The organism is Amycolatopsis sp. NPDC041971 (assembly GCF_055588925.1).
Genome location: NZ_JBVJCE010000003.1, coordinates 441,984 through 464,338 on the forward strand (window position 1 = coordinate 441,984; position 22,355 = coordinate 464,338).

The window sequence follows — 22,355 nt, forward strand, 5'->3', positions numbered from 1 at the left end:
ACCCAGCACAACAGCGGGCCGCCTTGGGTCGGGTGGGTCGTGAGTGGCGATTCGGGTTAGAACCCGAATCGCCACTCACGACCAACTCGACCGTTCGGCCCGAGACTTCACCGACGAACGGACACTCCTCGCCCGCCTCGCGGACGGGTAGGGTGCCGTGGCATGCATGAGGGGCAGATCGACCTCCTACCAGGCGAACGGGTCGTCTGGGCCGGGCAGCCGGTGCGCAGGCCCCTCTTCAATCCCGGCGACTACTTCAACGTCCCTGTCGGCCTGCTCTGGCTCGGCGGCGTGACGCTCTTCTTCGCCGGCAACCACGAAACGGCGTTCCAAGTGGCCGCATGGGCCGTGCTCACCGTCGCGGGTGTGTTCCATTTCGTCGGCAGGCCGCTGATCCGCTACCTGCGGCTCGCTTCGACCACCTACGCCGTGACGGACGGCCGGGTCATCGAGACCAGTTCGCTGATCCGCCGCAGGGAGAAGTCCAAGGAGCTGTCAGGACTGGCGGATCCCGTCGTCACCCCGGGGCCCGGCAAGACCGGGACGATCACCTTCGGCAGGCTCGGCGTGCTGGCGTGGGCGTCGGCGAACTTCGGTGCGGGCACCGGGAAGGACCGCGAGCCGACGGTCATCCTTGTGGGTGTCAGCGATGTGGCGAAGGTGCGGGAAAAGCTCGCGAAAGCCGTGGACGAGGCACGACAGCGCCCCGATTCAGCCGCCGGAGAATGACCCGACTGTGTCCGATTCAACTGCGCGGCCGATGTTACCGGCCGGTACACTCAGACGGTCGTCCAGCGCCGGAGGTATACCGTGCCCTATCCCACGGATCGTGAACGGGACCGCCCCTGGGTGATGCGGACCTACGCGGGCCACTCGTCCGCGGCCGCGTCGAACGAGCTGTATCGCCGCAACCTGGCGAAGGGGCAGACCGGTCTTTCGGTCGCCTTCGATCTGCCGACGCAGACCGGCTACGACCCGGATCACCAGCTGTCCAAGGGTGAGGTCGGCAAGGTCGGCGTCCCGGTCTCGCATATCGGCGACATGCGGCGCCTGTTCGACGGGATTCCGCTCGCCGAGGCGAACACGTCGATGACGATCAACGCGCCCGCCATGTGGCTGCTGGCGCTCTACGTCTCCGTGGCGCGTGAGCAGGCCGAGGCCGAAGGACGCGACGTGGACGAGGTGCTCGCCAAGCTCACCGGCACGACGCAGAACGACATCATCAAGGAATACCTTTCCCGCGGCACCTACATCTTCCCGCCGGGCCCGAGTCTCCGCCTGATCACCGACATGATCGCGTGGACCGTGCACCACGTGCCGAAGTGGAACCCCATCAACATCTGCAGTTATCACCTGCAGGAGGCCGGCGCGACGCCGACGCAAGAGGTCGCGTACGCGTTGTGCACCGCCATCGCCGTCCTCGACGCGGTCCGGGATTCCGGGCAGGTCGAGCAGGCCGACATGGCGAAGGTGGTCGCGCGGATCTCGTTCTTCGTCAACGCCGGTGTGCGGTTCGTCGAAGAGATGTCGAAGATGCGCGCGTTCACCGCGCTCTGGGACGAGATCACCCGGGATCGTTACGGCGTCACGGATCCCAAGGCGCGGCGGCTGCGTTACGGCGTGCAGGTCAACTCGCTGGGATTGACCGAGGCGCAGCCGGAGAACAACGTCCAGCGCATCGTGCTGGAGATGCTCGCGGTGTCGCTTTCGCGTGGTGCCAGGGCCCGCGCGATCCAGTTGCCCGCGTGGAACGAGGCGCTCGGCCTGCCCCGGCCGTGGGATCAGCAGTGGGCGCTGCGGATGCAGCAGGTGCTCGCGTTCGAGACCGACCTGCTGGAGTACGAGGACATCTTCGACGGCTCGCACGTCATCCAGGCCAAGGTCGACGAGATCATGGCGGGCGCGCGTGAGGAGATCGCGCGGGTGCAGGAGATCGGCGGCGCGGTCGCGGCCGTCGAGAGCGGTTACATGAAGTCGCAACTCGTCGGCTCGCTCGCGGAGTACCGGCGCGGGATGGAGAACGGCGAGCGGATCCTGGTCGGGGTCAACAAATTCGAGACCACGGAGCCCTCCCCGTTGCAAGCCGAGGGCGCCAAGGCGATCGAAACGATCGACCCCGCCGTCGAGAAGCAGGCCGTCACGGCGATCGAGGAATGGCGAACGCACCGCGACAGCGCGGCCGCCGAGTCGGCGCTGGAGAAGCTGAAGACCGTCGCGAAGACGTCGGAAAACCTGTTCGAGGCGACGATCGAGTGCGCCCGCGCCGGCGTCACCACGGGTGAATGGTCCGGTGCGCTGCGCGAGGTGTTCGGTGAATACCGCGCTCCCACCGGGGTTTCCGCGTCGGCGGCCGTGGGTGAGGGCAACGAGGAACTCCGCCGCGTCCGTGACAGGGTCAAGGCGACGAACACCGAGATCGGCGAGCGGCTGCGGATCCTGGTCGGCAAACCCGGCCTCGACGGGCACTCGAACGGCGCCGAGCAGGTGGCCGTCCGGGCGCGTGACGTCGGTTTCGAGGTGGTGTACCAGGGCATCCGGCTCACGCCGGAACAGATCGTCGCGGCCGCCGTCCAGGAGGGCGTGCACGTGGTCGGGCTTTCGGTGCTCTCGGGTTCGCATCTCGAGGTCGTGCCGCAGGTGGTGGACGGCTTGCGAGCCGCGGGCGCGGGCGACATCCCGGTCATCGTCGGCGGCATCATCCCGCCCGATGACGAGAAGCTCCTGTTGGAGCGGGGAATCGCGAGGGTGTTCACGCCGAAGGACTACGAACTCACCGACATCATGGACGGAATTGTCGGATTGGTGCGGGAGCGCCACGGTCTGAGCACTTAACGTCACCGTCGATTGCGGTCGGATAACGGCGGCCGGTGGGTGGCTCACTCACATTGCCCGTGCAAAGGTACCCCCCTACGTTTTGATCAAACTGATTAATCGAAAAGGGGTGCGGTGATGGCGCACGGCGAGTGGTCGAGGCGAGAATTCTTCCGGCGGTCGGCTGTTCTGGGAGCGGTGACGATCGGCGGCCCGGTGCTGTTGTCCGCGTGTACGACGACGTCCTCGGGGAACGCCTTGGAGGCGGCGAAAAGCTCCAAGAAGATCAAGATCGGTATCGCGAACGAAGCGCCCTACGGTTTCACGGATCAGAGCGGCAAGGTCACCGGGGAGGCGCCCGAAGTCGCGCGAGCCGTCTTCAAGGCCATGGGTATCGACAACGTGGAAGCCGAAGCGGTCTCCTTCGATCAGCTGATCCCCGGGCTCAACGCCAGGAAGTACGACGTCGTCGCGGCCGGGATGAACATCAAGAAGGAGCGGTGCGACGCGGCGGCCTTCTCGATCCCCGACTATTCGGCGCTGACCGCTTTGCTGGTACCCAAGGGGAATCCGCAGCAGGTGCTCAAGTTCGAGGACATCGCGGCCAAGAAGCTCAAGGTCGCCGTGCTGTCGGCGGCCGTGGAGAAGGGGTACGCCACCGATTCCGGTGTCGCCGAGGACCAGATCGTCACCCTCGATTCGCAGGACAACATGCTCCGCGCGGTCACCGACGGCCGGGTCTACTGCGCCGCGCTCACCGACATCTCCCTCAAGGACGTGCTGAGCAAGAGCCCTGGCGCGGCAGCGGAAGTCACGCCCGGCTTCGATCCGATCAAGGACGGCAAGCCGGTCGTTTCCGCCGGCGCCTTCGTCTTCCGCAAGGACGACAACCCTCTGCGCGAGGCGTTCAACGCCGAACTCAAGAAGCTGCAGGACAGCGGTGAATGGACCAAGATCGTGACGCCGTTCGGGTTCACGGCGGCCAACCTGCCGAAACCCGACGTCACCACCGAGAAACTCTGCGCGGTGTAACGGGGCTGACGTCATGTCGTCGTCGGTATCGCACATCATCACGTCCGTCCTCAGTGGACTGACCGCGACCGTCACCGCCGCGATCGGCGGGATCGCGCTCACCGTGGTGCTCTCCCTGGTCGCGGGGCTCGCGCTCAGATCGCCATCCCGGTTCGTGCGCGGAATTTCCCGCGTCTACGTCGAGATCTTCCGCGGGACCTCGGAAGTCGTCCAGCTGTTCTGGCTGTATTTCGTCCTGCCCGTGCTGGTGGGCTTTCAACTGGTCCCGATGTTCGCCGGGATCCTCGTGCTCGGGCTGAATCACGGCGCGTACGGCGCCGAGATCGTGCGCGGTGCGGTGAATTCGGTTCCGCGGGCACAGTTCGAAGGTGCCATCGCGCTCAATTTGACACCCGCCCAGCGGATGCGGCGGGTGATCCTGCCGCAGGCGTTCGCGGAAATGCTGCCGCCGTTCAACAACCTGTTCATCCAGCTGCTGAAGAGCACCGCGCTGCTCTCGTTCATCGCCGTTCCGGAGATGGCGCGGCAAGGTGAACTGCTCCGGCCGGTGTTCGGTTCCGAGATCGGCTGGATCTACGGCACCGAACTCGTGCTCTACCTGCTCATCGCCCTGCTGATCACCAGTGGGATGCGGGCGCTGGAGCGGGTCGCGGCGCGGCGCCTCGGCAGGGCGCCGGCGAAGATGACGGCCGCGGCGGGGGGTGTCTGATGGACTGGAGCTGGGAAGCGGCCTTCGATTCGATTCCTCTGCTGCTGGAGGGTCTTCTCGTCACGGTCGAGATCACCCTGCTCGCCTCGGTGGTCGCGTACGCCCTCGGGCTGGTGTTCGCGCTGATCCGCCGCACGGGGATTCCCGTGCTGTCGCAAGCGGTCACGCTGTTCGTCGAGTTCGTCCGCAGCACGCCGTTACTGATCCAGGTGTTCGCGATCTACTACCTGGTGCCGCCGCTGACGGGTTTCACGATGTCGGCGTTCGTCACCGGTGTCGTGGCGCTCGGCGTTCATTACGCGACCTACGCGGCCGAGGTGTACCGGGCCGGGATCGAAGCCGTCCCGAAAGGACAGTGGGAGGCCGCGACCGCGCTGAACCTGCCACGCCGGCGGGTGTGGACGGCGGTCGTCCTGCCGCAAGCGGTTCCTCGGGTGTTGCCCGCGTTGGGCAACTACACGATCTCGATGTTCAAGGAAACCCCGCTGCTGCTGGGGATCGGTGTCCTCGACGTGCTCAACCGGGCGAAAGAGGTCGGCGCCGAAACTTTCCGTGTCATCGAGCCGTACACCCTGGCCGGGGTGCTGTTCCTGCTGGTGAGCCTGCCGGCTTCGATTCTGGTGAGAAGGTTGGAGCGACGTGCCGCCCACAGTTGATTCCCCGATGATCCGGTTCTCGCAGGTGGTCAAGTCCTACGGTGACCACGTCGTGCTGCGGGACCTCGATTTCACCGTCGCGCCGGGGGAATTCGTTTCGCTGATCGGGCCGAGCGGGTCCGGCAAGACGACGATCCTGCGGCTGCTGATGACCCTGGAAAAGGTCGACGGCGGCACCATCGAGGTCTGCGGTGACTATCTGAGCCACATGAGGCGCGGCGAAAAGCTGGTGCCCGCGGACGAGAAGTACCTGCGGGAGGCGCGCAAGCGGATCGGCATGGTGTTCCAGCAGTTCAACCTGTTCCCCAACATGAACGTGCTGCGCAACATCACCGAAGCGCCGATCCACTCGCTCGGCGTCGCCAGGGACGAGGCCGAGGCACGGGCCGTCGAACTGCTGGAAATGGTGGGGCTCACCGACAAGAAGGACGAGCACCCCAGCCGGCTTTCCGGTGGCCAGCAGCAGCGCGTCGCGATCGCCCGCGCGCTCGCGATGCGGCCGGACGTGCTGCTGCTGGACGAGGTGACCTCGGCGCTCGACCCGGAACTGGTCGCCGACGTCCTGCGCGTGCTGCGTGAGATCGCGGCGTCCACCGAGATCACGATCCTCTGTGTCACGCACGAAATGCAGTTCGCGCGGGACGTCTCGGATCGGGTGATGATGTTCGACCAGGGGCAGGTGCTGGAGGACGCCACCCCGGACAAGCTGTTCAACGATCCGGAGCACGACCGGACGCGGCGGTTCCTCAAGGCGGTCATCGACCGGGCCTGAGGGGAGAGCTGCGGGAAGGCGCCGGTCCAGGTGGTCGTGAGTGGCGATTCGGGTTAGCCACCGCCTGAGTCAACCAACAACCCTGTACTGCGCTCGTCCTGTAGGGGCCACCCGCGCGAGGAGCCCCCCGGTCGTGTCAAGGGCGGGCGGCTCGACTCTGGCACTCATGCCTACCGCAGGTGGATCAACACAGCTCATGGAGGCGACCTGCTACTCACCTTGGATTCCACATGTTCCCGACCTGGTGGAATCGGGCAGTGACTTTAACGGCGGCGTGAACGTGGGATGCGGCTACTCCTGCGCGCTCTCGGCGGCCTTGTCGTTGTCCTCGATCGTCATGTCCAGCAGCGCGCCGAACATCGCCGCGCGCTTCATGTCACCGCTCTTCAGGCTCTCCAGTGTGGCGGCGGCCGAATCAGCGATCAAAGTGGAACGATAGATATCACGGGCCTGTTCGATTAGCCCGGATTCGTGTGGTTCCGGTCCGCCGTACCGAGTATCCAGGGCGGGGGGCTGTCGCGAACGTTGCGACAGCCCCCGTTTGTTTTGACCCCTGGACGTGAGGTATGCACTAGCTAGGTAGCCCTCGTTTTAGCAGTGAGGCAGGGGCTATCGCCATGTCCGGCCCATGTCTGGTGAACGTCCTCAGCATGGTCGGTAGCCGATCGCCAGATGCCCTTGCCCTGCTTGCGGGCTGAAATGGAAACAGAAGTCAGAGGGGGCAGTCGTCCCCGTTGCGGCCGTTCGTCGGCCGCCCGTTGGCCTGATCGGCCAGCCTGCCGCTTCCGCATGGGGCTTGGTTCAGTTCCTCTTGTTTCTGGCGGGTTTTCTCGGCCGCGTGCACCGCCGGCCTGACCGAACTGGCCGTCACCATGACCAGTCCGAGGGTTAGCGCGCCGAGCGTCTGCCAACGGCGTCCGCGTGCCTTATCGTGTTATCGATCGGACCGACGATGCTGACAGACAGGAGCGCCGTGCAGAAGCTCAAGCATGTAGCAGTCGAGGGCTTGTTCGGCTTCATGAAGCATGCAGTAGATGTTCGAGAGCACGACCCAACAATCATCACGGCGCCGAACGGAGCGGGTAAGACACATCTCCTCCTACTCATTCGTGCCGCATTGAGTCAGGATTTCGCGAGCCTTCTGCGCTCACCTTTCGAACGTTTGACTATTAAATTCCATTCAGGCGATCAGCTTTCCGTGAAGCGTTCTCAAGATCCAGACAAGGGTCAACAATTAGAATTTTCTATCAAAACCGTTAATCGCGCCAAGTCATTCCATGTCGACGCCTCGATAATTTCAGATTCCGAGGACGAGATACCTCGCTGGCTAACCAGAAGGCCATCTGGAAACTGGCATGACTCGCGAAGCGATCGAATAATCAGTAACGACCTTGTTGAAAAACGCTACAGAGCTAATTATCGACGTAAAATTGAAGAGTTGAGCAAGAAGCCCGCCTATAGCGACTATGTGAATCTGATTAGCTCAGCTCAGCCGATCATGATTGACACGAAGAGGCTTGACGCAATAGTCGCTCGCTCCCCTCAGGTTGATCGCGAAACTTTTCGTCCAGGCGACCTAACTGTGGGCTCATCAAGCATTGTAAATTACATCGACGAAATACGTATCCAGGTAGCGGAAGCTCGCAGAAGCTCTATCCGAGCAACTCAAAGCGCCGACCTAAGCTTCGCTGCACGCGCGCTTGCGGCCGCTAAAGCCACAGTCAAAGAGGCTTCACTTCACAAAAGATACGATGAAATCGTAGAAAAGTACGAGGAACTCGCGAGAAATGGGCTCGCAGTCGGCGAAGCACCACTTGAGTTCCCAAACGAAACGACGCCGACGGTACGTCGGATTTTGAAAGTTTTTCTTGACGACTGGGAGAAACGCCTTCAGCCCCTTTGGCCACTGAACGAGAAGATTCAAACCCTGCGCGACATTATCGACGCAAAGCTCAAGCCGTCCGGAAAAGCAACATCAATGAACGAACGCGGCATACTACAGTTTATCACGTCATCAAAGCGCCGCATTAGGGTTTCCAGCTTATCGTCTGGCGAACAGCATCTAATCGCACTCTTCACGCATCTTCTATTTACCGCACATCTAGGTGCAATAGTCCTGATCGACGAACCTGAGATTTCGATGCATGCTGCATGGAAGCATGACTTTTTGGAAGACATCACACGAGTGGCAAACCTTGCCAACCTCCAGGTTATTCTGGCCACTCACTCATCCGGAATCATCAACGGCCGCTGGGACCTCACTGAAGAGTTGACCTTTCCCGATTTGACAACAGAGAATTCTACGGAGGCCGATTCGGACCTAGAGGCAGAGGACGTCCTTGACTGATATGACTCAGCCTTCTATCCGCGACTTCGATAGACCGGCAGACAGAATTCGCCAGCATTGTCAGGTTAGCGACCTTCCAATTTTGATCGTCGAAGGCCCCGAGGATGAGTTGATACTTAAGCAGCACCTTGATGCCGTTAAAATTTTTCCCGTCGACGGCAAGAATAACGTTATCAAGGCTGCCCGAAGCTTGAAAAACTGGGGGATTGATAGCTTCGTATGTGTAACGGACAACGACTTTGACCCCCTCGGCAACGTTGACGATATAATCGATGTTCATCACCCATACGAGCAGCGCGACCTGGAGTCGATGCTGATCTTCCTCGGAGTCCTTGATCAAGTCATGGAACATCTTGGGTCCACCGTGAAGATCTCAAATTTTGGCGGCGCCCAAAAAGTAGTTGAATTCATCAATTCGCAAGTCGATCCCGTGAGCACTCTTCGCAACGAAAACGTCAAGAGAGGCTTGGGTTTAGCGTTCGACCAGGTAGACCTAGGGTCGAAGATCGATAAAAATACGCTAATATTAAAGATTCCCAACTATTGCTCGGCTCTCATCCAGTTATCCCGCTCGAACCTGAAATCACAGGAACTTGAACGTCTAGCAGAAGCTAGCTTTAACCAAGAACTAGGCCACAGAGGAAAAGATGTAATTGTCTTTGCCGGAACAGCCTTAAGGAAGTTATTTGGCAACCAACCTGAGGCCGTGTGCAAGGAAGATGTTTTAGTTGCGCTATTGAGGAGCAGTGGAGGACTTGCGCTAGCACGATCTCACTGGTTAGCCACCTTACTGGAAAAGCTTAAGCTGGCCCATGCTCGTCGGAGCATGAGCCAGCCCGACGGTCGCCCCGATTCCGAATGATTGTTGCTAGCTCTGGGCCATATAGCAGGGGCCGCTTTGTCGTCAGCAGAACAACCACTACCCGGACGCCCCGTTTGATGGCAGCGCGCCGCCGCTCACGAGCGGCGGCGCGTTCACCTGTTTCTGCCATCCGATCAAAGAACGATCCTGGTCCTCCGCCCATCTACTCAGGATGCGCCCGAACTAGCCAGGACACCACCTATCGGCGCTGGTCACCGCCTTGCGGGAACTGGTCAGGACGTCGTACACCACGTTGATCCTCTCGGCCAACTCCGCGAAGTCGGAGCCCTCGACCATTACCCGCGCCGCGCCCTCTGATGTGGTCTTGAGCGTCACGCGCCCGAGCTCGGGCCCGATGCCGCCATCGACGACGCGGAGCCACCTACGCCCCGCTGAGAGCCCCGTGCGGCGGTGCTCTGTCCGGTGTTCCAGGGTGAGTCGGTATCCGGCTGGTCTCCGTCCTGCGGGCCGCCCCCGCAGTCTTGGCTGTCCTCGGGTTCGTCGTGGTGGTCGTGGGCATGGTCGCTGCCTTTCAGGCGGTTGTCTTCGGTCGTTGGTCGGGTCGAGCGGACACGGTCAGGCAAGGGCGGTCACCTCCCGTCTTCCGTGCTGCGGGCGGTGAGGGAGGGACCTCCCCGGGTCCCAGGAACACCCGGGTTTCGCCCCGATTCCGGGGTGTCCGGTCGGCGGGTCCCTGGGCCCCTGAGCCGGGTTTTCCCTGGTCAACGCCGTGATTTTGCTCCAGGGACGCGGTAGGGAGTTCTCCCTGTGTCCCTGCCGTGTCCCTGTCCGGCTCCCTGTCTTCTTGGGCGCGGTCGGTGAGTGCTGCGGCGACGTCTTCGACGCGGATGACCTTCACTCCGTCCGACTTGACCGGGGTGATCCCGGAGTCGGTGAGTGCGGCCGTGGGGTCCCGGAACGTCCATCCCTCGTACTCGTCCGGGTGGTGCCGTGCCAGCCGTGTCAGGATGACCAGTGTCCGAACGCGACGTTCGCCGTTCATCACCGTGCCCACATCAGCCAGAGGATCGGCGACGACGGGTGCCGCGTCGAGTTCCGGCCGCGCGCTGGTCTCAATGGCGTGGCCTACTTCCTCGATCAACGCCATGGCGCGGGAAATGATCGGTGACACGTCGTCAGCACCGTCCTCGAACGGCACATAGAACGTCCGCACCAACTCGAACGTCTCGTCCGTAATGCCTACCGCTACGCAGGTTCGCCGGTCTCGGTTGATCCGTAGGTCGGTCGCGCGGATACCGGCCGCGTACTTCCCGAGCCCAACGGTCGCCACCACCAGAATCCCATAGGCAGACGTCCACCGGTGCGTGGTGTCGCGCTGGACCACGTTGGACGTGCTCTCATCCGCGTAGTGCGACTCACGCGAGTAGCAGACCGCCGCGTCGTCCATAGGATCGAACGGGGACGACGGGCGGCCGTTCACTGGTCTGCTTCTTGAACCTCCGACGCTTCCGAGGTGCCGATGCGCTCATAGCCGTATCCTCGCTGGTAGACGCTCTGCCGACTGTAGTTAGTTGTCCCAGTCGGTGCAGAACCCGAATCGCCACTCACGACCACGGTGACCCCCTTGGTCCGGGGGCTCAAAGGCTTCCGAGGATCTCCTTCGTCGAGGTGACCGTGGCGAACCCGCCGCCGTGCAGGTTCGTCGCGGTCGCCTTGGCGAGTTCGTCGGCGGTCAGGACGCCGCCGTCCGGCCCGGCGAGGTCGAAGGTGAAAGTGGCGTCGAGCGCGAAAGTCACGTCGTAGCCGAGGTTCCCGCCGACGCGCGCGGTGGTCTCGCAGCAGAAGTTCGTCTGGATACCGGCGAGCACGAACGAAGTGATGCCGCGCGTCTTGAACCAGCCGTCGAGATCGACGTCGCCGTGGAAGGCCGAGTTGACCTTCTTGCCGAACACCAGGTCCGCGCGCACGCCGTCGAGTTCGGGCTTGAAGTGGTTGCCCTCCTGCCCGGGCCGCAGCGACGAACCGGGTTTCACGGAATCGTGGTGCACCAGCACGATCGGCAGTCCGCGCTCCTGGTAGGCGTCGACGAGCGCCTTGATGTTGGCCTCCGCGCCGGGGTTGTTGCGCGGGCCCCAGACGGGCTGGTCGAAGCCGCGCTGGACGTCGATCACGAGCAGAGCCTTGTTCTCAGTGGTCATGGCTTCGAGTTTCCCGCGCCTCGTCATCAAGAGGGAGTGGCAGAAGAAGCGCGATGCGGTACTTTTCTGCCATGAGAACCGTGGGTGTGCTCCTCCTGCCGGGCAGCCGGTCCTTCGATCTGGGCGTGATCGGCGAGGTCTGGAACGTGGACCGGACCGACAGCGGCATCGGCCCCTTCGAGGTCCGGCTCTGCGCGGCCGGCCGCGGCCGGATCGCCGTTCACCCGTTCGGCCAGATCGAGGCGACCCATGGGCTGAGCGGGCTGGCGGGCTGCGATCTCGTCCTCGTACCCGGCCGGGTCGATCCGCACGCCGAGGTGCCCGCGGCCGCCGTCGCCGCGCTGCGGAAGGCGCACCGGGCGGGGATCACCTTGGCGTCGCTGTGTTCCGGGGCGTTCACCCTCGCCGCGGCCGGGCTGCTCGACGGCCGGTCCGTCACCACGCACTGGCGGCTGCTGGACGACCTCGAAGCGGCCGCTCGCGACGCCGTCGTCCAGCGGGACGTCCTCTTCACCGACGAGGGTGACGTGCTGACGTCCGCCGGTGTGGTCGGCGGGCTGGACCTTTGCCTGCACCTGGTGCGCCGCGATCACGGCGCCGAGATCGCCGCCGCCCTCGCCCGCCGCCTCGTGATGCCGCCCGCGCGGGAAGGCGGTCAGCGGCAGTACGTCGACAACCCGTTGCCGCCCAAGCCGTCACGGCCGAGTGTGTCGTCCACAATGGACTGGGCGTTGACGCGGATCGCCGACGACATCGGCGTCGACGACCTCGTCGGTCACGCCGGGCTGAGCGAGCGGACCTTCCACCGCGAGTTCGCGGCGGCCACCGGGGTGACGCCGGGGCGGTGGCTGCGCGCGCAACGGGTGCGGCTCGCGCGGCGGCTGCTGGAGACCACCGAGCTCCCGGTCGAGCGGGTCGCGCGGCGTTCCGGCCTCGGCACCGCCGCCAACCTGCGACGACGGCTGCGGGCCGACGTCGGCGTCGGTCCCGATTCGTATCGCCGGACGTTCCGGTCGGTTACCGTCGAAGCATGGCCGAGTACGAGCACATCCTCGTGAAGCGGGACGGTGACACCGTCACGATCACCATGAACCGCGCCGCGCGGCGCAACTCACTGTCGGCGGACCACCTCGCCGAGCTGCTCGCGGCGTTCCGTGAAGCCGGGGAGACCGACGCCACCGGGATCGTCCTGGCGGGCGCCGGGCCGGTGTTCTCGGCGGGACACGACTTCGGCGACGTCGCCGCGCGCGACCTGATGGGCGTGCGTGAGCTGCTGCGCCTGTGCACCGACCTGATGGGCGCGATGCAGTCGGTGCCGCAGGTCGTCGTCGCGCGGGTGCACGGGCTCGCGACCGCGGCGGGCTGCCAGCTGGTGGCCTCGTGCGACCTCGCCGTCGCCGCCGAATCCGCCGGATTCGCCCTGCCCGGCGGCAAGGGCGGCTGGTTCTGCCACACCCCCGCGGTGCCGGTGGCGCGTGCGATCGGACGGAAACGGCTGATGGAACTTGCGCTCACCGGTGACGTCGTCGACGCCGCGACCGCGCTGGACTGGGGTCTGGTGAACCGCGTGGTCCCGGACGATTCGCTGGACGAAGCCGTCGCCTCACTGCTCGGGCGCGCGACGCGGGGGAGCCGGGCGAGCAAGGCGATGGGCAAGCAGACCCTCTACGCGCAGCTGGACCGGCCCGAAGCCGACGCCTACGCGCTGGCGCTCGAGGTGATGGCCTCGGCGTCGCAGCTGCCCGGAGCGCGTGAGGGAATGGCGGCCTTCTTGGAGAAGCGTTCCCCGGTGTGGCCTGACTGAGTTCAGAGCGCGCGTTCGCGCATGAGCAGCAGCGTGTAGGCGGCCAGCGTCTGCGCGTCGGTGATGTCACCCGCGGCGATCATCTTCTCGAACTCGTCGAGCTCGAACCACGCCGTCCGCATGTCCTGCTCCTCCACTTCACGCTGGGCTTCACCCTGCGTGAGATCCGTGGCCAGGAACACGCGCCCGCGCTGGCTCGATATCCCGGGGGCGACGTCGGTCACGCCGAGATCGATCATCGATCCCGCGATCAGCCCGGTCTTCTCCCGCAGCTCGCGGGCGGCGAGTTCGAGCGGCGGGACGTCGGCCCGGTCCGGCGCGGTGCCCATGGGGAACTCCCAGCGCCGCAGCCCGATCGGATAGCGGAACTGTTCGACCAGGTGGAATCGGGCGCCGTCGAAGGGGATGATCACGGCGCAGACGGGTTTGTCGACGACGGCGTAGATCCCCTCGGATCCATCGAGCCGCCGGACGGCGTCCTCGCGCACGGTCATCCAGTTGTTCCGGTACACCTCACGCGAGCTGACACGCTGAACGGGGTCCATGCGCACAGTATCGCGATGCTTGTCCTACCCTCGCGTGGTGCGCCTTGTGATCGCTCGCTGCCAGGTCGACTACGCCGGCCGTCTGACCGCCCATCTGCCGATGGCCACCCGGCTGCTGCTCGTGAAGGCCGACGGCTCGGTGTCCGTGCACTCGGACGACCGCGCCTACAAGCCGCTGAACTGGATGAGCCCGCCGTGCTGGCTGATCGAGGACGGCAAGCTGTGGATCGTCGAGAACAAGCACGGAGAGAAGCTCGTCATCACCATCGACGAGATCTTCCACGACCACGCCCAGGAACTCGGCGCGGAACCGGGACTGCGGAAAGACGGCGTCGAGGCGCACCTGCAGGAACTGCTCGCCGAGCACATCAAAACCCTCGGCGACGGCTACACCTTGGTGCGACGGGAATTCCCGACCGCGATCGGCCCGGTCGACATCATGGCCCGCGACGCCGACGGTGCCAGCGTCGCCGTCGAGATCAAGCGGCGCGGCGAGATCGACGGCGTCGAGCAGCTGACGCGGTACCTCGAACTGCTCAACCGCGACCCGCTGCTGGCGCCGGTGCAGGGCGTCTTCGCGGCGCAGATCATCAAGCCGCAGGCGCGGGTGCTGGCCGAGGACCGGGGTATCCGGTGCCTCACGCTGGACTACGACGCTTTGCGCGGCATCGAGTCGGACGAGTTCCGCCTCTTCTGAGCCCCGAGCCAGGTTCCCTTCACGCGAAACCGCCACCCGAGCACCGTGGCGGGCGGGGGAGGCCGCGGTGAACAGCCGATACCGAATCGAGTCCTCGGTTTTGTATCTGCATTCTTTCCCGCGCCACAGAATGCCCTAAAGGGCGGCGGGAAATTAACGAACTCGGGTTCTCTCGCAAAAGAACCAGCTGTTTTCGTGCCATTCGGGTGAACGGCGGATTGCTCCGTCTCGCGCTGTGTCACACTCGATTTCCGCGAGGGGTACCACCGACATCCGGTGGTCGCGGGTGCAAGGGTGACGGGCCATGAAAGATTCTCGGAAAAACGTCGATCTCGTACTCGAAGGCGGCGGCGTGAAAGGCATCGGGCTGCTGGGCGCGGTGCTGGAGTTGCACGAAGCCGGGTATTCGTTTCCGCGGATCGCCGGGACGAGCGCCGGGGCGATCGTCGCGGCGCTGGTCGCCGCTTATCAGAAGGCCGGGAAGGATCTCGGTGGTCTGGAAGCGGTGATGAACGACATGGACTGCCGCCGTTTCCAGGATCAGTCCCTGCTCGACAAGGTCACCGGTCCGATCGGCGACGGGGTCGATCTGCTCCTGCACGACGGGATGCACTCCGGTGACTTTCTCGTCGAATGGCTCACGCCGTTGCTGGAAGAGACCGGTGTGCGCACTTTCGCCGATCTCGCCATCGAAGATCCCGAAGGTACTTTGCTTCCGTATCAGCGGTATTCCCTGGTCGTCCACGTCAGCGACCTGACCCGCCGCGTCCTCGTCCGGTTGCCTTGGGATTATTCCCAGTACGGCCGCGACCCCGGCACGGAGAAGATCGTCGACGCCGTCCGCGCGTCGATGTCGATCCCGCTCTATTTCCGGCCGGTCCAGTTCGACTTCCGCCCCGAGGGCACGGTCGCCTGGGTCGACGGCGGACTGCTGTCGAACTTTCCCATCACCGTCTTCGACCGGACCGACACGAAGAAGCCGCGGTGGCCGACCTGGGGTGTGAAGCTCTCCGGGGAGCCCGTGGGCGGCAAGGACGAACCGGTGAAGAGTGCGTTGCGGATCGCCATCGGTTCGCTCGAAACCCTGCTGTCGGACTGGAATCGTTACCGGTTGCACGAGGAAGGTGTGAACCGGCGGACGGTGTACGTCGACACGACCGGGATTTCCGCCGTGGACTTCAGGCTCGGCGAAGAGGAGAAGAAGCGCCTCTTCGAAAGCGGCGAGAGGCCGCGCGGCGGTTTCTGGAAAAGATCGTGCCGCAATGAACTCGCCGGCGGTATTCCGGTGGGATGAGGGATAGGAGGATCCCATGCGTTATCGCCCGATCGGCAGTGACCCGGCGGACGGCCGCCTCGGCCGGTTCGTCCCGGACGACTGGCGTCACATCGAGCGCTATCCGTTGACCGCGCTCGCCACCGAGGACCGGCCCACCCGGTCTCCGGTCGTCATCGGTGTCAACTGGTACAAGGAATTCGACGTCCCCGAAAAGGACGAGAAATCCGGCGAGTTCTTCGTCGCGAAGGGCGGCGCCAAAACGCTCACCAGGATCCGCGGCGGGCACTGCGTCTGCCTCGAACCCGGTGAGTCGACCGACGGCGACACCCAGTACACGTTCTACGACCAAGGCAAGGAAGGCGCCTGCGTCGGCTTCGGCTGGTCGCGGTGCATGACGTTGTTCAACGGCGATCTGTACGCCGCGCGGTGGCTGTGGGACCAGTCGAAGCTGCGTGACGAATGGGGCGAGACCAACCCCGGTGACAACAACGGCACGTCGTGCCGTGCCGCCGCCGAGGTCCTGCTCGAACTGGGGCATGTCCCGTGGTCGGAGACCTACGCCGACGACGATCACGTCAAGCGGGCCGCCTACACGCCCGACGCCAAGAACGGCATCCATGCCTACCGCTGGGCGAAGACGGTCGACGAGGTGCACGAGGTGCTGGGCAACCCGCGCGCCGACGAACTGGGCGCCGTGCCGTTCCTCAACTCGTGGGGCTCGGGCTACCCGCACCGCACGTACCTGCCGGACGACGTCCTCGATCGGTTGATCAGGGAGGACGGCGAAGTCGGCCTGCCCACGGACCGGTAAACCCCCACCGGTCACGGGAAAGGGCCGTTCCGGGCGAAAGCCGGAGCGGCCCTTTTCCGGCTGTGGGTTCCGCTGTTCGCCCGGACCTCCGAACCGGACAAGAATTGTCAGCGACAGCCCCATTTCAGACACTTCGGGGCGGTCCTCACCCACCCGCACTGCCGGTGCTGAATCCATGCAGTATGGTCCGCGATTGACGCGATACCGGCGTTTCTCGTGAACGTATTCATCAATGGAGGTGGGTCGGTTGCACGTGCTGGCCGATGCGAACCTGCGGCTCGACGCAAGTCCGATCGACTACGTCCTGCTCGCCTTCTATTTCGCGCTGGTGCTCGGCATCGGGTACATGGCGAGAAGGTCGGTCTCGAGCAGCCTCGACTTCTTCCTCTCCGGCCGCTCGCTGCCCGCCTGGGTCACCGGTCTCGCCTTCATTTCGGCGAACCTCGGCGCGGTCGAGATCATGGGCATGTCGGCCAACGGCGTGCTCTACGGCCTGCCGACGGTCCACTACTTCTGGATCGGCGCGATCCCGGCGATGCTGTTCCTCGGCATCGTGATGATGCCGTTCTACTACGGCTCGAAGGTCCGCAGTGTCCCGGAGTTCATGCTCCGCCGGTTCGGCAAACCCGCCCACCTGGTCAACGGCATCAGTTTCGCGAGCGCGCAGATCCTCATCGCCGGCGCGAACCTGTTCCTGCTCGCCAGCGTGGTGAACCTCCTGCTCGGCTGGCCGCTGTGGGTGTCGATCATCGTCGCGGCCGCGGTCGTGCTCTCCTACACCGCGCTGGGCGGCCTCTCCGCCGCGATCTACAACGAGGTCCTCCAGTTCTTCGTGATCGTCGCGGCGCTGCTGCCGCTGACCATCGTCGGCCTGGTGAAGGTCGGCGGCTGGCAGGGCCTGGTCGACAAGGTCACCGCGAGCCCCGGCGGCGAAGCGCAGCTGCATTCGTGGCCGGGTGACAACCTCACCGGCTTCGGCAACAGCTTCCTTTCGGTCCTCGGTCTCGTCTTCGGTCTCGGTTTCGTGCTGTCCTTCGGCTACTGGACCACGAACTTCGTCGAGGTCCAGCGCGCGATGGCGTCGAAGAGCATGTCCGCCGCGCGGCGGACGCCGATCATCGGCGCCTTCCCGAAGATGCTGATCCCGTTCATCGTGATCATCCCCGGCATGATCGCCGCGGTCACCGTTTCCGAGTACGTCCAGGACAAGCAGGTCCTGCTCGACGGCGGCGACGCGCCCAGCGGGGTCACCGCGAACAACGCCATCCTGCTGCTGATGCGCGACCTGCTGCCGAACGGCATGCTCGGGGTCGCGCTCGCCGGTCTGCTCGCCTCGTTCATGGCCGGGATGGCCGCGAACCTGAGCTCGTTCAACACGGTCTTCACCTACGACATCTGGCAGTCGTACGTGAAGAAGAACGAGTCGGACGGCTACTATCTCCGGCTCGGCCGCCTGGTCACCGCGGTCGGCACCGTGCTCGCGATCGGCACCGCGTTCATCGCGTCGAACTCCGGGAACATCCTGACCTACCTGCAGGACCTGTTCTCCTTCTTCAACGCGCCGCTGTTCGCCACCTTCATCCTCGGCATGTTCTGGAAGCGGATGACACCGACCGCGGGCTGGGTCGGCCTCGTGTCCGGAACCGCCTCCGCGATCACCGTCTGGCTGCTGTCGCAGGCCGGGATCCTCGGGCTCACCGGGCAGGGCATCAGCTTCGTGGCCGCCGGTACGGCGTTCGTCGTCGACATCGCGGTCAGCGTCGGGGTCTCGCTCGCCACCGCGCCGAAGCCGGAGGCCCAGCTGGTCGGCCTCGTGTACTCCCTCACCCCGAAGGAGTCGCTGAAGCACGACGAAACCGGCGACGACGCGGGCTGGTACCGCAAGCCGGGCCTGCTCGCGGGCATCGTGCTGATCCTGACCATCGTGCTCAACATCGTCTTCTAGGAGGCCGGAGATGGCTGCGTCGCAAGCTCCCAAGAAGGCCGGCGTGTTCGACATCCGGCTGATCATCGCCCTGCTCATCGGCGGCTACGGGCTGGTGCTCACGATCATGGGCCTGTGGTTCACCACCGAGAAGGAGCTGGCCAAGGCCGCCGACGTCAACATCAACCTGTGGGCGGGCATCGGCATGCTGGTGTTCGCGGCGTTGTTCCTGCTGTGGGCGAAGCTGCGGCCCATCGTGGTGCCGCCCAGCACCGACGTCGAGGGCGGCGAATAGCCGGGTTGTCCGGACAGCCGCGAGGCGGTCCGGCTACCGTGCACCTCGTGTCGCTCACCCCTCGACGTCGCCGGATCGTGTCCGTGCTGGCCCTGGTCGCCGCACTCGGCGCGGTGTCGGCCTGCGGTCAGAACCTCGGCAAGTCCAACTTCGCCCGCACCACCGTCGCCGCCGAAGCCGGCTCCGGTTCGGTGCCCGACGGGGACATCAACGACCCGGCGGTCACTCCCGCGGTGATGCGCACGATCGATCCGTGCCCGCTGGTGGGCAAGGACGTGCTGAGCGGCCTCGGCACGCCCGAGGATCCGCAGCCGTCGACCATCTCGTTCGGCGGCTGCCGGACGAAGGTCGTCGACGCCGGAGGCAAGAAGCTCACGGTCTCCGTCGACATCGGCGCGTCGACGTACGTCTCGACCAGTGGTGTGACCGTTTCGGTGGTCGAGGGCCTGCCGCAGGTCGAGCGGAAGAGCAAGGACGGCAAGAGCTGCGATGTCGGCATCATGACGTTGCGCAAGCCTGAGCGCGGGGTGGGCTTCTCGGTCACCTACGACGGCGGCGACCCGTGCGGGACTGCCCGCGCGGTGGCCGCGAAGGCCGCGAAGGCCTTGCACGCGTCGCCGGCGAAGTTCCCCGCCGACGCGGGCACGCTGACCGCCGTCGACCCGTGCACCGCCGCGGACACGGGCGTCCTCGGTGAAGTCGTACCGCATGGCGCCACCATGCTGACGAGCTTCCACGCCTGTGACTGGACCCCGGGCTCCAATCCGCGGATCTCGATCGGCTTCCGCCCCGGTCGTCCGCCGGAGGTACGCGATGAGAGCAAGCAGATCGACATCGACGGCGTCACCGCCTACCAGAAGGTCGGCAGCAGCAGCTCCGCCGAGTGCAAGGTCGAGTGGCAGCACAAGCCGTGGGCCGGCGAGTACGTCGAGATCGTCAGTGTGATGTACAAGCACTACGACGAGAAGAAGGACGAAGCGGCGTCCTGCGGGAAGGCGGCGAAGATCGCCAAATCGGTGATCTCCAAGCTGCCGAAGCCCTGACGCTGGCGGCATCCGGCCGGGCGAGGTAGGAAGGGGACACCTCACCCACCGACGTGTCGGAGGCCGCTTTGAAGAAGATCATCAACGACCCGAAGACGGTGGTCGCGGAATCCTTGCGCGGACTCGCCGCGGCGCACGCGGACGTCCTGCGCGTGGCGGACGACCCGGCGATCGTGGTGCGCGTGGACGCGCCACTGGCGGGCAAGGTCGCGGTGATCTCCGGCGGCGGCTCCGGGCACGAACCGCTGCACGGGGGCTTCGTCGGACAGGGCATGCTCTCCGCCGCCGTTCCCGGCGCGGTGTTCACCTCGCCGACCCCGGACGCCGTGGAAGCCGCGGTCAAGGCCACCACCGGAGACGCGGGTGCGCTGCTCATCGTGAAGAACTACACCGGCGACGTGCTCAACTTCGAGACCGCCGCGGAACTCGCCGCCGCCGAGGGGCTGGACGTGCGCAGCGTGGTCATCGACGACGACGTCGCGGTCAAGGACTCCACCTACACCGCCGGCCGTCGCGGGGTCGGCGGCACGGTACTGCTGGAGAAGATCACCGGCGCCGCCGCCGAACGAGGCGACCGGCTCGACGCGGTGGAGACCTTGGCGCGCAAGGTGATCGGCCAGGTCCGGTCGATCGGCGTCGCGCTCACCGCGCCGACGGTGCCGCACGCGGGCGAGCCGAGTTTCGACCTCGCCGACGACGAGATCGAGTTCGGCATCGGCATCCACGGCGAACCCGGCATCGAAAGGACACCGGCCCTGTCCGCCGACGAACTCGTCGCGCGCATGGTCGACGCGGTGGTCACGGACCTGCCCTTCGGCGAGGGCGACAAGGTCCTGCTGTTCACGAACTCGATGGGTGGAACCCCGCTGGTCGAGCTGTACCTCGCTCACGGGATCGCCGAGCGGTTGTTGGCCGAGCGTGGGATCGTGGTCGAGCGGCGCCTGGTGGGGCCGTACATCACCAGCCTGGAGATGCAGGGGATGAGCCTGACGTTGCTGAAACTGGACGACGAGCTGACCGAGTTGTGGGACGCGCCGGTGAACACCCCGGCACTGAGGTGGGGAGTCTGATGGCCTGCACCGCCGAGACGCTCGCCGCCGCCTTGCGGGCGGCGGCCGCGGTGATCGCCGAGCATCGCGCCGAACTGGTCGACCTCGACCGCGCGATCGGCGACGCCGACCACGGTGAGAACATGGATCGCGGGTTCACCGCCATCGTGTCCGCTTTGGACACCGCGACTCCCGAGACCCCCTCAGCGGTCGCGAAACTGGCCGCCACGACGTTGATCTCGAAGGTCGGCGGTGCGGCGGGCCCGTTGTACGGCACGGCTTTCCTGCGCGCGTCGGTCAAACTGGGCGACGCGGCCGAAGTGGACGGACCGCTGCTCGTCGAGGCCCTGCGCGCGGCCCTCGAAGGAGTGCAGGCGCGCGGCAAGGCCGTCGGGGGAGACGCGACCATGGTCGACGCCCTGATCCCCGCCGTCGCCGCCGCCGAGGAAGCCTCCGGCTCCGACGTCGCGGTGATCCTGGCCGCGGCCGCCGACGCCGCGGACAAGGGCGCCGAGTCCACTGTGGACCTCGTACCGCGCAAGGGCCGGGCGTCGTACCTCGGCGAACGGGCCAAGGGACATATGGACCCTGGTGCCCGTTCGACGGCGTTGCTGCTGCGCGCGTTCGCGGAGGCCGCCAAGTGAGCGTCGGAATCGTACTCGTCTCCCACAGCGCCAAGCTCGCCGAAGGGCTGGCGGACCTCGCCGCGCAGATGGCGCCGGACGTCACCATCGCGGCGGCGGGGGGCCTGGCAGGCGGCGGGATCGGAACGGATTACGACGAGGTCGTCGCCGCGACGCAGCGCGCCGACGCGGGTGCGGGCGTCGTCCTGCTGTACGACCTGGGCAGCGCGCAGATGACCGCGGAACTGGCCGTCGAATCACTCGCCGACCCGTCGGCCGCGATCGTCGTGGACGCGCCGCTGGTCGAGGGCGCGATCGCCGCCGCCGTCGCGGCACAGGGCGGGGCGGATCGCGACGCCGTCGTCGCGGCCGCCGCTTCGGCGGGCGCTCCGCCGGACCTGACGTTCTACGAAGGTGCGCAGGACGGCGAGAGCAGTGTCGAAATCACGCTGCGGAACGAGGTCGGGCTGCACGCACGGCCCGCCGCGGTCCTGGTCCGGAGCATCGCCGGCCTGGACGCGGAGGTCACCGTACGGCTCGGCGACGAGACGGCGGACGCCAACAGCGTGCTCGCGCTGATGGCGCTCGGCGCCCGCCAGGGTGACCGGATCGAGGTCCGCGCGAAGGGGACGCAGGCCGAAGAAGCGCTCACCAAGGTCAAGGACCTCGTCGATCAGAACTTCGGCGAGTGAGCTGAGGACCCTTCTCGGCGGCCTCAAGTACGTGAAGGCCCCCTTCCTTGCGTCTAGCGCCGTGAAGGGGGCCTTCATGTACTTCGGCCCGGGCGGAGGCGATAGCAAAGGTCCCTTGATCCCTCGCGTGAGGAGCCCTTCTGCGTCACATGCAGGGGAAAGTCCCCGTCAGACGTCGTCCGCGAGTGACACTTACTCGATTCGGAGGGTGACAGCCGCTGCTTTCCGCGCCCCGGCGTGGCACGATC

General features: G+C 65.5%; 23 protein-coding genes. 19 read left to right on the forward strand and 4 right to left on the reverse strand.

Annotation, left to right across the window (positions count from 1 at the left end; genetic code table 11):
* Positions 1-162 precede the first annotated feature (162 nt).
* The 6 genes from ACZ6DT_RS10315 (at position 163) to ehuA (ending at position 5,980) form a co-directional block, all read left to right on the forward strand.
* Positions 163-729, forward strand: coding sequence for a hypothetical protein (locus ACZ6DT_RS10315; RefSeq protein ID WP_465591606.1), 567 nt, complete (start codon positions 163-165; stop codon positions 727-729).
* An 81-nt stretch (positions 730-810) separates the two neighbouring features.
* Positions 811-2,832, forward strand: coding sequence for a protein meaA (locus tag ACZ6DT_RS10320; protein WP_465591609.1), 2,022 nt, complete (start codon positions 811-813; stop codon positions 2,830-2,832).
* Between the two features lie 117 nt (positions 2,833-2,949).
* A complete protein-coding gene (gene ehuB, locus ACZ6DT_RS10325) occupies positions 2,950-3,843 on the forward strand; it encodes an ectoine/hydroxyectoine ABC transporter substrate-binding protein EhuB (protein ID WP_465591611.1) in 894 nt (297 codons plus the stop codon).
* Between the two features lie 13 nt (positions 3,844-3,856).
* A complete protein-coding gene (gene ehuC, locus ACZ6DT_RS10330) occupies positions 3,857-4,552 on the forward strand; it encodes an ectoine/hydroxyectoine ABC transporter permease subunit EhuC (protein ID WP_465591614.1) in 696 nt (231 codons plus the stop codon).
* Positions 4,552-5,208 (forward strand): ectoine/hydroxyectoine ABC transporter permease subunit EhuD, encoded by a 657-nt coding sequence (gene ehuD, locus ACZ6DT_RS10335; protein WP_465591617.1) that lies wholly within the window; start codon positions 4,552-4,554, stop codon positions 5,206-5,208. Before ehuC ends, ehuD begins: the two co-directional genes overlap by 1 nt.
* Before the next feature lie 7 nt (positions 5,209-5,215).
* Positions 5,216-5,980 (forward strand): ectoine/hydroxyectoine ABC transporter ATP-binding protein EhuA, encoded by a 765-nt coding sequence (ehuA, locus tag ACZ6DT_RS10340; protein ID WP_465591867.1) that lies wholly within the window; start codon positions 5,216-5,218, stop codon positions 5,978-5,980.
* A 291-nt stretch (positions 5,981-6,271) separates the two neighbouring features.
* Here ehuA and ACZ6DT_RS10345 read toward each other — a convergent pair whose 3' ends face one another.
* The gene (locus ACZ6DT_RS10345; RefSeq protein ID WP_465591620.1) at positions 6,272-6,406 is read right to left on the reverse strand and encodes a hypothetical protein; all 135 of its coding nucleotides are present in this window, start codon (positions 6,404-6,406) and stop codon (positions 6,272-6,274) included.
* 547 nt (positions 6,407-6,953) lie between these two features.
* On the opposite strand from ACZ6DT_RS10345, the gene ACZ6DT_RS10350 reads away from it, so the two are divergent.
* Both ACZ6DT_RS10350 and ACZ6DT_RS10355 read left to right on the forward strand, forming a co-directional pair.
* Positions 6,954-8,327, forward strand: a complete 1,374-nt coding sequence (locus ACZ6DT_RS10350; protein ID WP_465591623.1) for an AAA family ATPase — start codon at positions 6,954-6,956, stop codon at positions 8,325-8,327.
* Entirely contained in the window at positions 8,320-9,189 is an 870-nt protein-coding gene (locus tag ACZ6DT_RS10355; protein WP_465591626.1) for a hypothetical protein, read from the forward strand. Before ACZ6DT_RS10350 ends, ACZ6DT_RS10355 begins: the two co-directional genes overlap by 8 nt.
* A gap of 532 nt (positions 9,190-9,721) precedes the next feature.
* On the opposite strand, the gene ACZ6DT_RS10360 is transcribed toward ACZ6DT_RS10355, so the two are convergent.
* Together ACZ6DT_RS10360 and ACZ6DT_RS10365 are read right to left on the reverse strand one after the other, a co-directional pair.
* On the reverse strand, positions 9,722-10,597 hold the full coding sequence (locus tag ACZ6DT_RS10360; RefSeq protein WP_465591629.1) for a hypothetical protein: 876 nt from the start codon (positions 10,595-10,597) through the stop codon (positions 9,722-9,724).
* A gap of 190 nt (positions 10,598-10,787) precedes the next feature.
* Positions 10,788-11,348 (reverse strand): cysteine hydrolase family protein, encoded by a 561-nt coding sequence (locus ACZ6DT_RS10365; RefSeq protein WP_465591631.1) that lies wholly within the window; start codon positions 11,346-11,348, stop codon positions 10,788-10,790.
* Positions 11,349-11,419: 71 nt separating this feature from the next.
* Here ACZ6DT_RS10365 and ACZ6DT_RS10370 point away from each other — a divergent pair, with 71 nt between their 5' ends.
* The gene (locus ACZ6DT_RS10370; RefSeq protein WP_465591634.1) at positions 11,420-12,406 is read left to right on the forward strand and encodes a GlxA family transcriptional regulator; all 987 of its coding nucleotides are present in this window, start codon (positions 11,420-11,422) and stop codon (positions 12,404-12,406) included.
* Positions 12,379-13,152: an enoyl-CoA hydratase-related protein gene (locus ACZ6DT_RS10375; RefSeq protein WP_465591637.1), complete on the forward strand. Its 774-nt coding sequence runs from the start codon at positions 12,379-12,381 to the stop codon at positions 13,150-13,152. The genes ACZ6DT_RS10370 and ACZ6DT_RS10375 overlap by 28 nt, the downstream gene beginning before the upstream one ends.
* A 2-nt stretch (positions 13,153-13,154) precedes the next feature.
* Here the strand turns inward: ACZ6DT_RS10375 and ACZ6DT_RS10380 are convergent, their stop codons facing one another.
* Complete coding sequence (locus ACZ6DT_RS10380) at positions 13,155-13,697, reverse strand: NUDIX domain-containing protein (RefSeq protein ID WP_465591640.1); 543 nt, start codon at positions 13,695-13,697, stop codon at positions 13,155-13,157.
* A gap of 37 nt (positions 13,698-13,734) precedes the next feature.
* On the opposite strand from ACZ6DT_RS10380, the gene nucS reads away from it, so the two are divergent.
* The 9 genes from nucS to dhaM all read left to right on the forward strand — a co-directional run bounded on the left by nucS (position 13,735) and on the right by dhaM (position 22,107).
* Positions 13,735-14,394 carry an endonuclease NucS gene (gene nucS / locus ACZ6DT_RS10385; protein WP_465591643.1) on the forward strand — a complete coding sequence of 220 codons (660 nt, stop codon included), beginning with the start codon at positions 13,735-13,737 and terminating at the stop codon, positions 14,392-14,394.
* 304 nt (positions 14,395-14,698) lie between these two features.
* A complete protein-coding gene (locus ACZ6DT_RS10390) occupies positions 14,699-15,688 on the forward strand; it encodes a patatin-like phospholipase family protein (protein WP_465591646.1) in 990 nt (329 codons plus the stop codon).
* Positions 15,689-15,704: 16 nt separating this feature from the next.
* Positions 15,705-16,481, forward strand: a complete 777-nt coding sequence (locus ACZ6DT_RS10395) for a hypothetical protein (RefSeq protein WP_465591649.1) — start codon at positions 15,705-15,707, stop codon at positions 16,479-16,481.
* 247 nt (positions 16,482-16,728) lie between these two features.
* A complete protein-coding gene (locus ACZ6DT_RS10400; protein ID WP_465591652.1) occupies positions 16,729-18,426 on the forward strand; it encodes a sodium:solute symporter family protein in 1,698 nt (565 codons plus the stop codon).
* 10 nt (positions 18,427-18,436) lie between these two features.
* The gene (locus tag ACZ6DT_RS10405; RefSeq protein WP_465591654.1) at positions 18,437-18,700 is read left to right on the forward strand and encodes a hypothetical protein; all 264 of its coding nucleotides are present in this window, start codon (positions 18,437-18,439) and stop codon (positions 18,698-18,700) included.
* A 47-nt stretch (positions 18,701-18,747) separates the two neighbouring features.
* On the forward strand, positions 18,748-19,743 hold the full coding sequence (locus ACZ6DT_RS10410) for a DUF3558 domain-containing protein (RefSeq protein ID WP_465591657.1): 996 nt from the start codon (positions 18,748-18,750) through the stop codon (positions 19,741-19,743).
* A gap of 68 nt (positions 19,744-19,811) precedes the next feature.
* Positions 19,812-20,813 carry a dihydroxyacetone kinase subunit DhaK gene (dhaK, locus tag ACZ6DT_RS10415; RefSeq protein WP_465591659.1) on the forward strand — a complete coding sequence of 334 codons (1,002 nt, stop codon included), beginning with the start codon at positions 19,812-19,814 and terminating at the stop codon, positions 20,811-20,813.
* The gene (gene dhaL / locus ACZ6DT_RS10420; RefSeq protein WP_465591662.1) at positions 20,813-21,436 is read left to right on the forward strand and encodes a dihydroxyacetone kinase subunit DhaL; all 624 of its coding nucleotides are present in this window, start codon (positions 20,813-20,815) and stop codon (positions 21,434-21,436) included. The genes dhaK and dhaL overlap by 1 nt, the downstream gene beginning before the upstream one ends.
* Positions 21,433-22,107, forward strand: coding sequence for a dihydroxyacetone kinase phosphoryl donor subunit DhaM (dhaM, locus tag ACZ6DT_RS10425; protein ID WP_465591665.1), 675 nt, complete (start codon positions 21,433-21,435; stop codon positions 22,105-22,107). The genes dhaL and dhaM overlap by 4 nt, the downstream gene beginning before the upstream one ends.
* Positions 22,108-22,355 lie beyond the last annotated feature (248 nt).

Excerpts from the sequence above, each read along its gene's own strand:
- ACZ6DT_RS10360 (WP_465591629.1), bottom strand. The coding sequence starts at position 10,597 with ATGGACGACGCGGCGGTCTGCTACTCGCGTGAGTCGCACTACGCGGAT.
- ehuC (WP_465591614.1), top strand. The coding sequence starts at position 3,857 with ATGTCGTCGTCGGTATCGCACATCATCACGTCCGTCCTCAGTGGACTG.
- ACZ6DT_RS10315 (WP_465591606.1), top strand. The coding sequence starts at position 163 with ATGCATGAGGGGCAGATCGACCTCCTACCAGGCGAACGGGTCGTCTGG.
- ACZ6DT_RS10395 (WP_465591649.1), top strand. The coding sequence starts at position 15,705 with ATGCGTTATCGCCCGATCGGCAGTGACCCGGCGGACGGCCGCCTCGGC.
- ACZ6DT_RS10365 (WP_465591631.1), bottom strand. The coding sequence starts at position 11,348 with ATGACCACTGAGAACAAGGCTCTGCTCGTGATCGACGTCCAGCGCGGC.
- ACZ6DT_RS10380 (WP_465591640.1), bottom strand. The coding sequence starts at position 13,697 with ATGGACCCCGTTCAGCGTGTCAGCTCGCGTGAGGTGTACCGGAACAAC.
- ehuA (WP_465591867.1), top strand. The coding sequence starts at position 5,216 with ATGATCCGGTTCTCGCAGGTGGTCAAGTCCTACGGTGACCACGTCGTG.
- ehuD (WP_465591617.1), top strand. The coding sequence starts at position 4,552 with ATGGACTGGAGCTGGGAAGCGGCCTTCGATTCGATTCCTCTGCTGCTG.
- ACZ6DT_RS10375 (WP_465591637.1), top strand. The coding sequence starts at position 12,379 with ATGGCCGAGTACGAGCACATCCTCGTGAAGCGGGACGGTGACACCGTC.
- ACZ6DT_RS10370 (WP_465591634.1), top strand. The coding sequence starts at position 11,420 with ATGAGAACCGTGGGTGTGCTCCTCCTGCCGGGCAGCCGGTCCTTCGAT.
- ACZ6DT_RS10390 (WP_465591646.1), top strand. The coding sequence starts at position 14,699 with ATGAAAGATTCTCGGAAAAACGTCGATCTCGTACTCGAAGGCGGCGGC.
- ehuB (WP_465591611.1), top strand. The coding sequence starts at position 2,950 with ATGGCGCACGGCGAGTGGTCGAGGCGAGAATTCTTCCGGCGGTCGGCT.
- ACZ6DT_RS10405 (WP_465591654.1), top strand. The coding sequence starts at position 18,437 with ATGGCTGCGTCGCAAGCTCCCAAGAAGGCCGGCGTGTTCGACATCCGG.
- dhaL (WP_465591662.1), top strand. The coding sequence starts at position 20,813 with ATGGCCTGCACCGCCGAGACGCTCGCCGCCGCCTTGCGGGCGGCGGCC.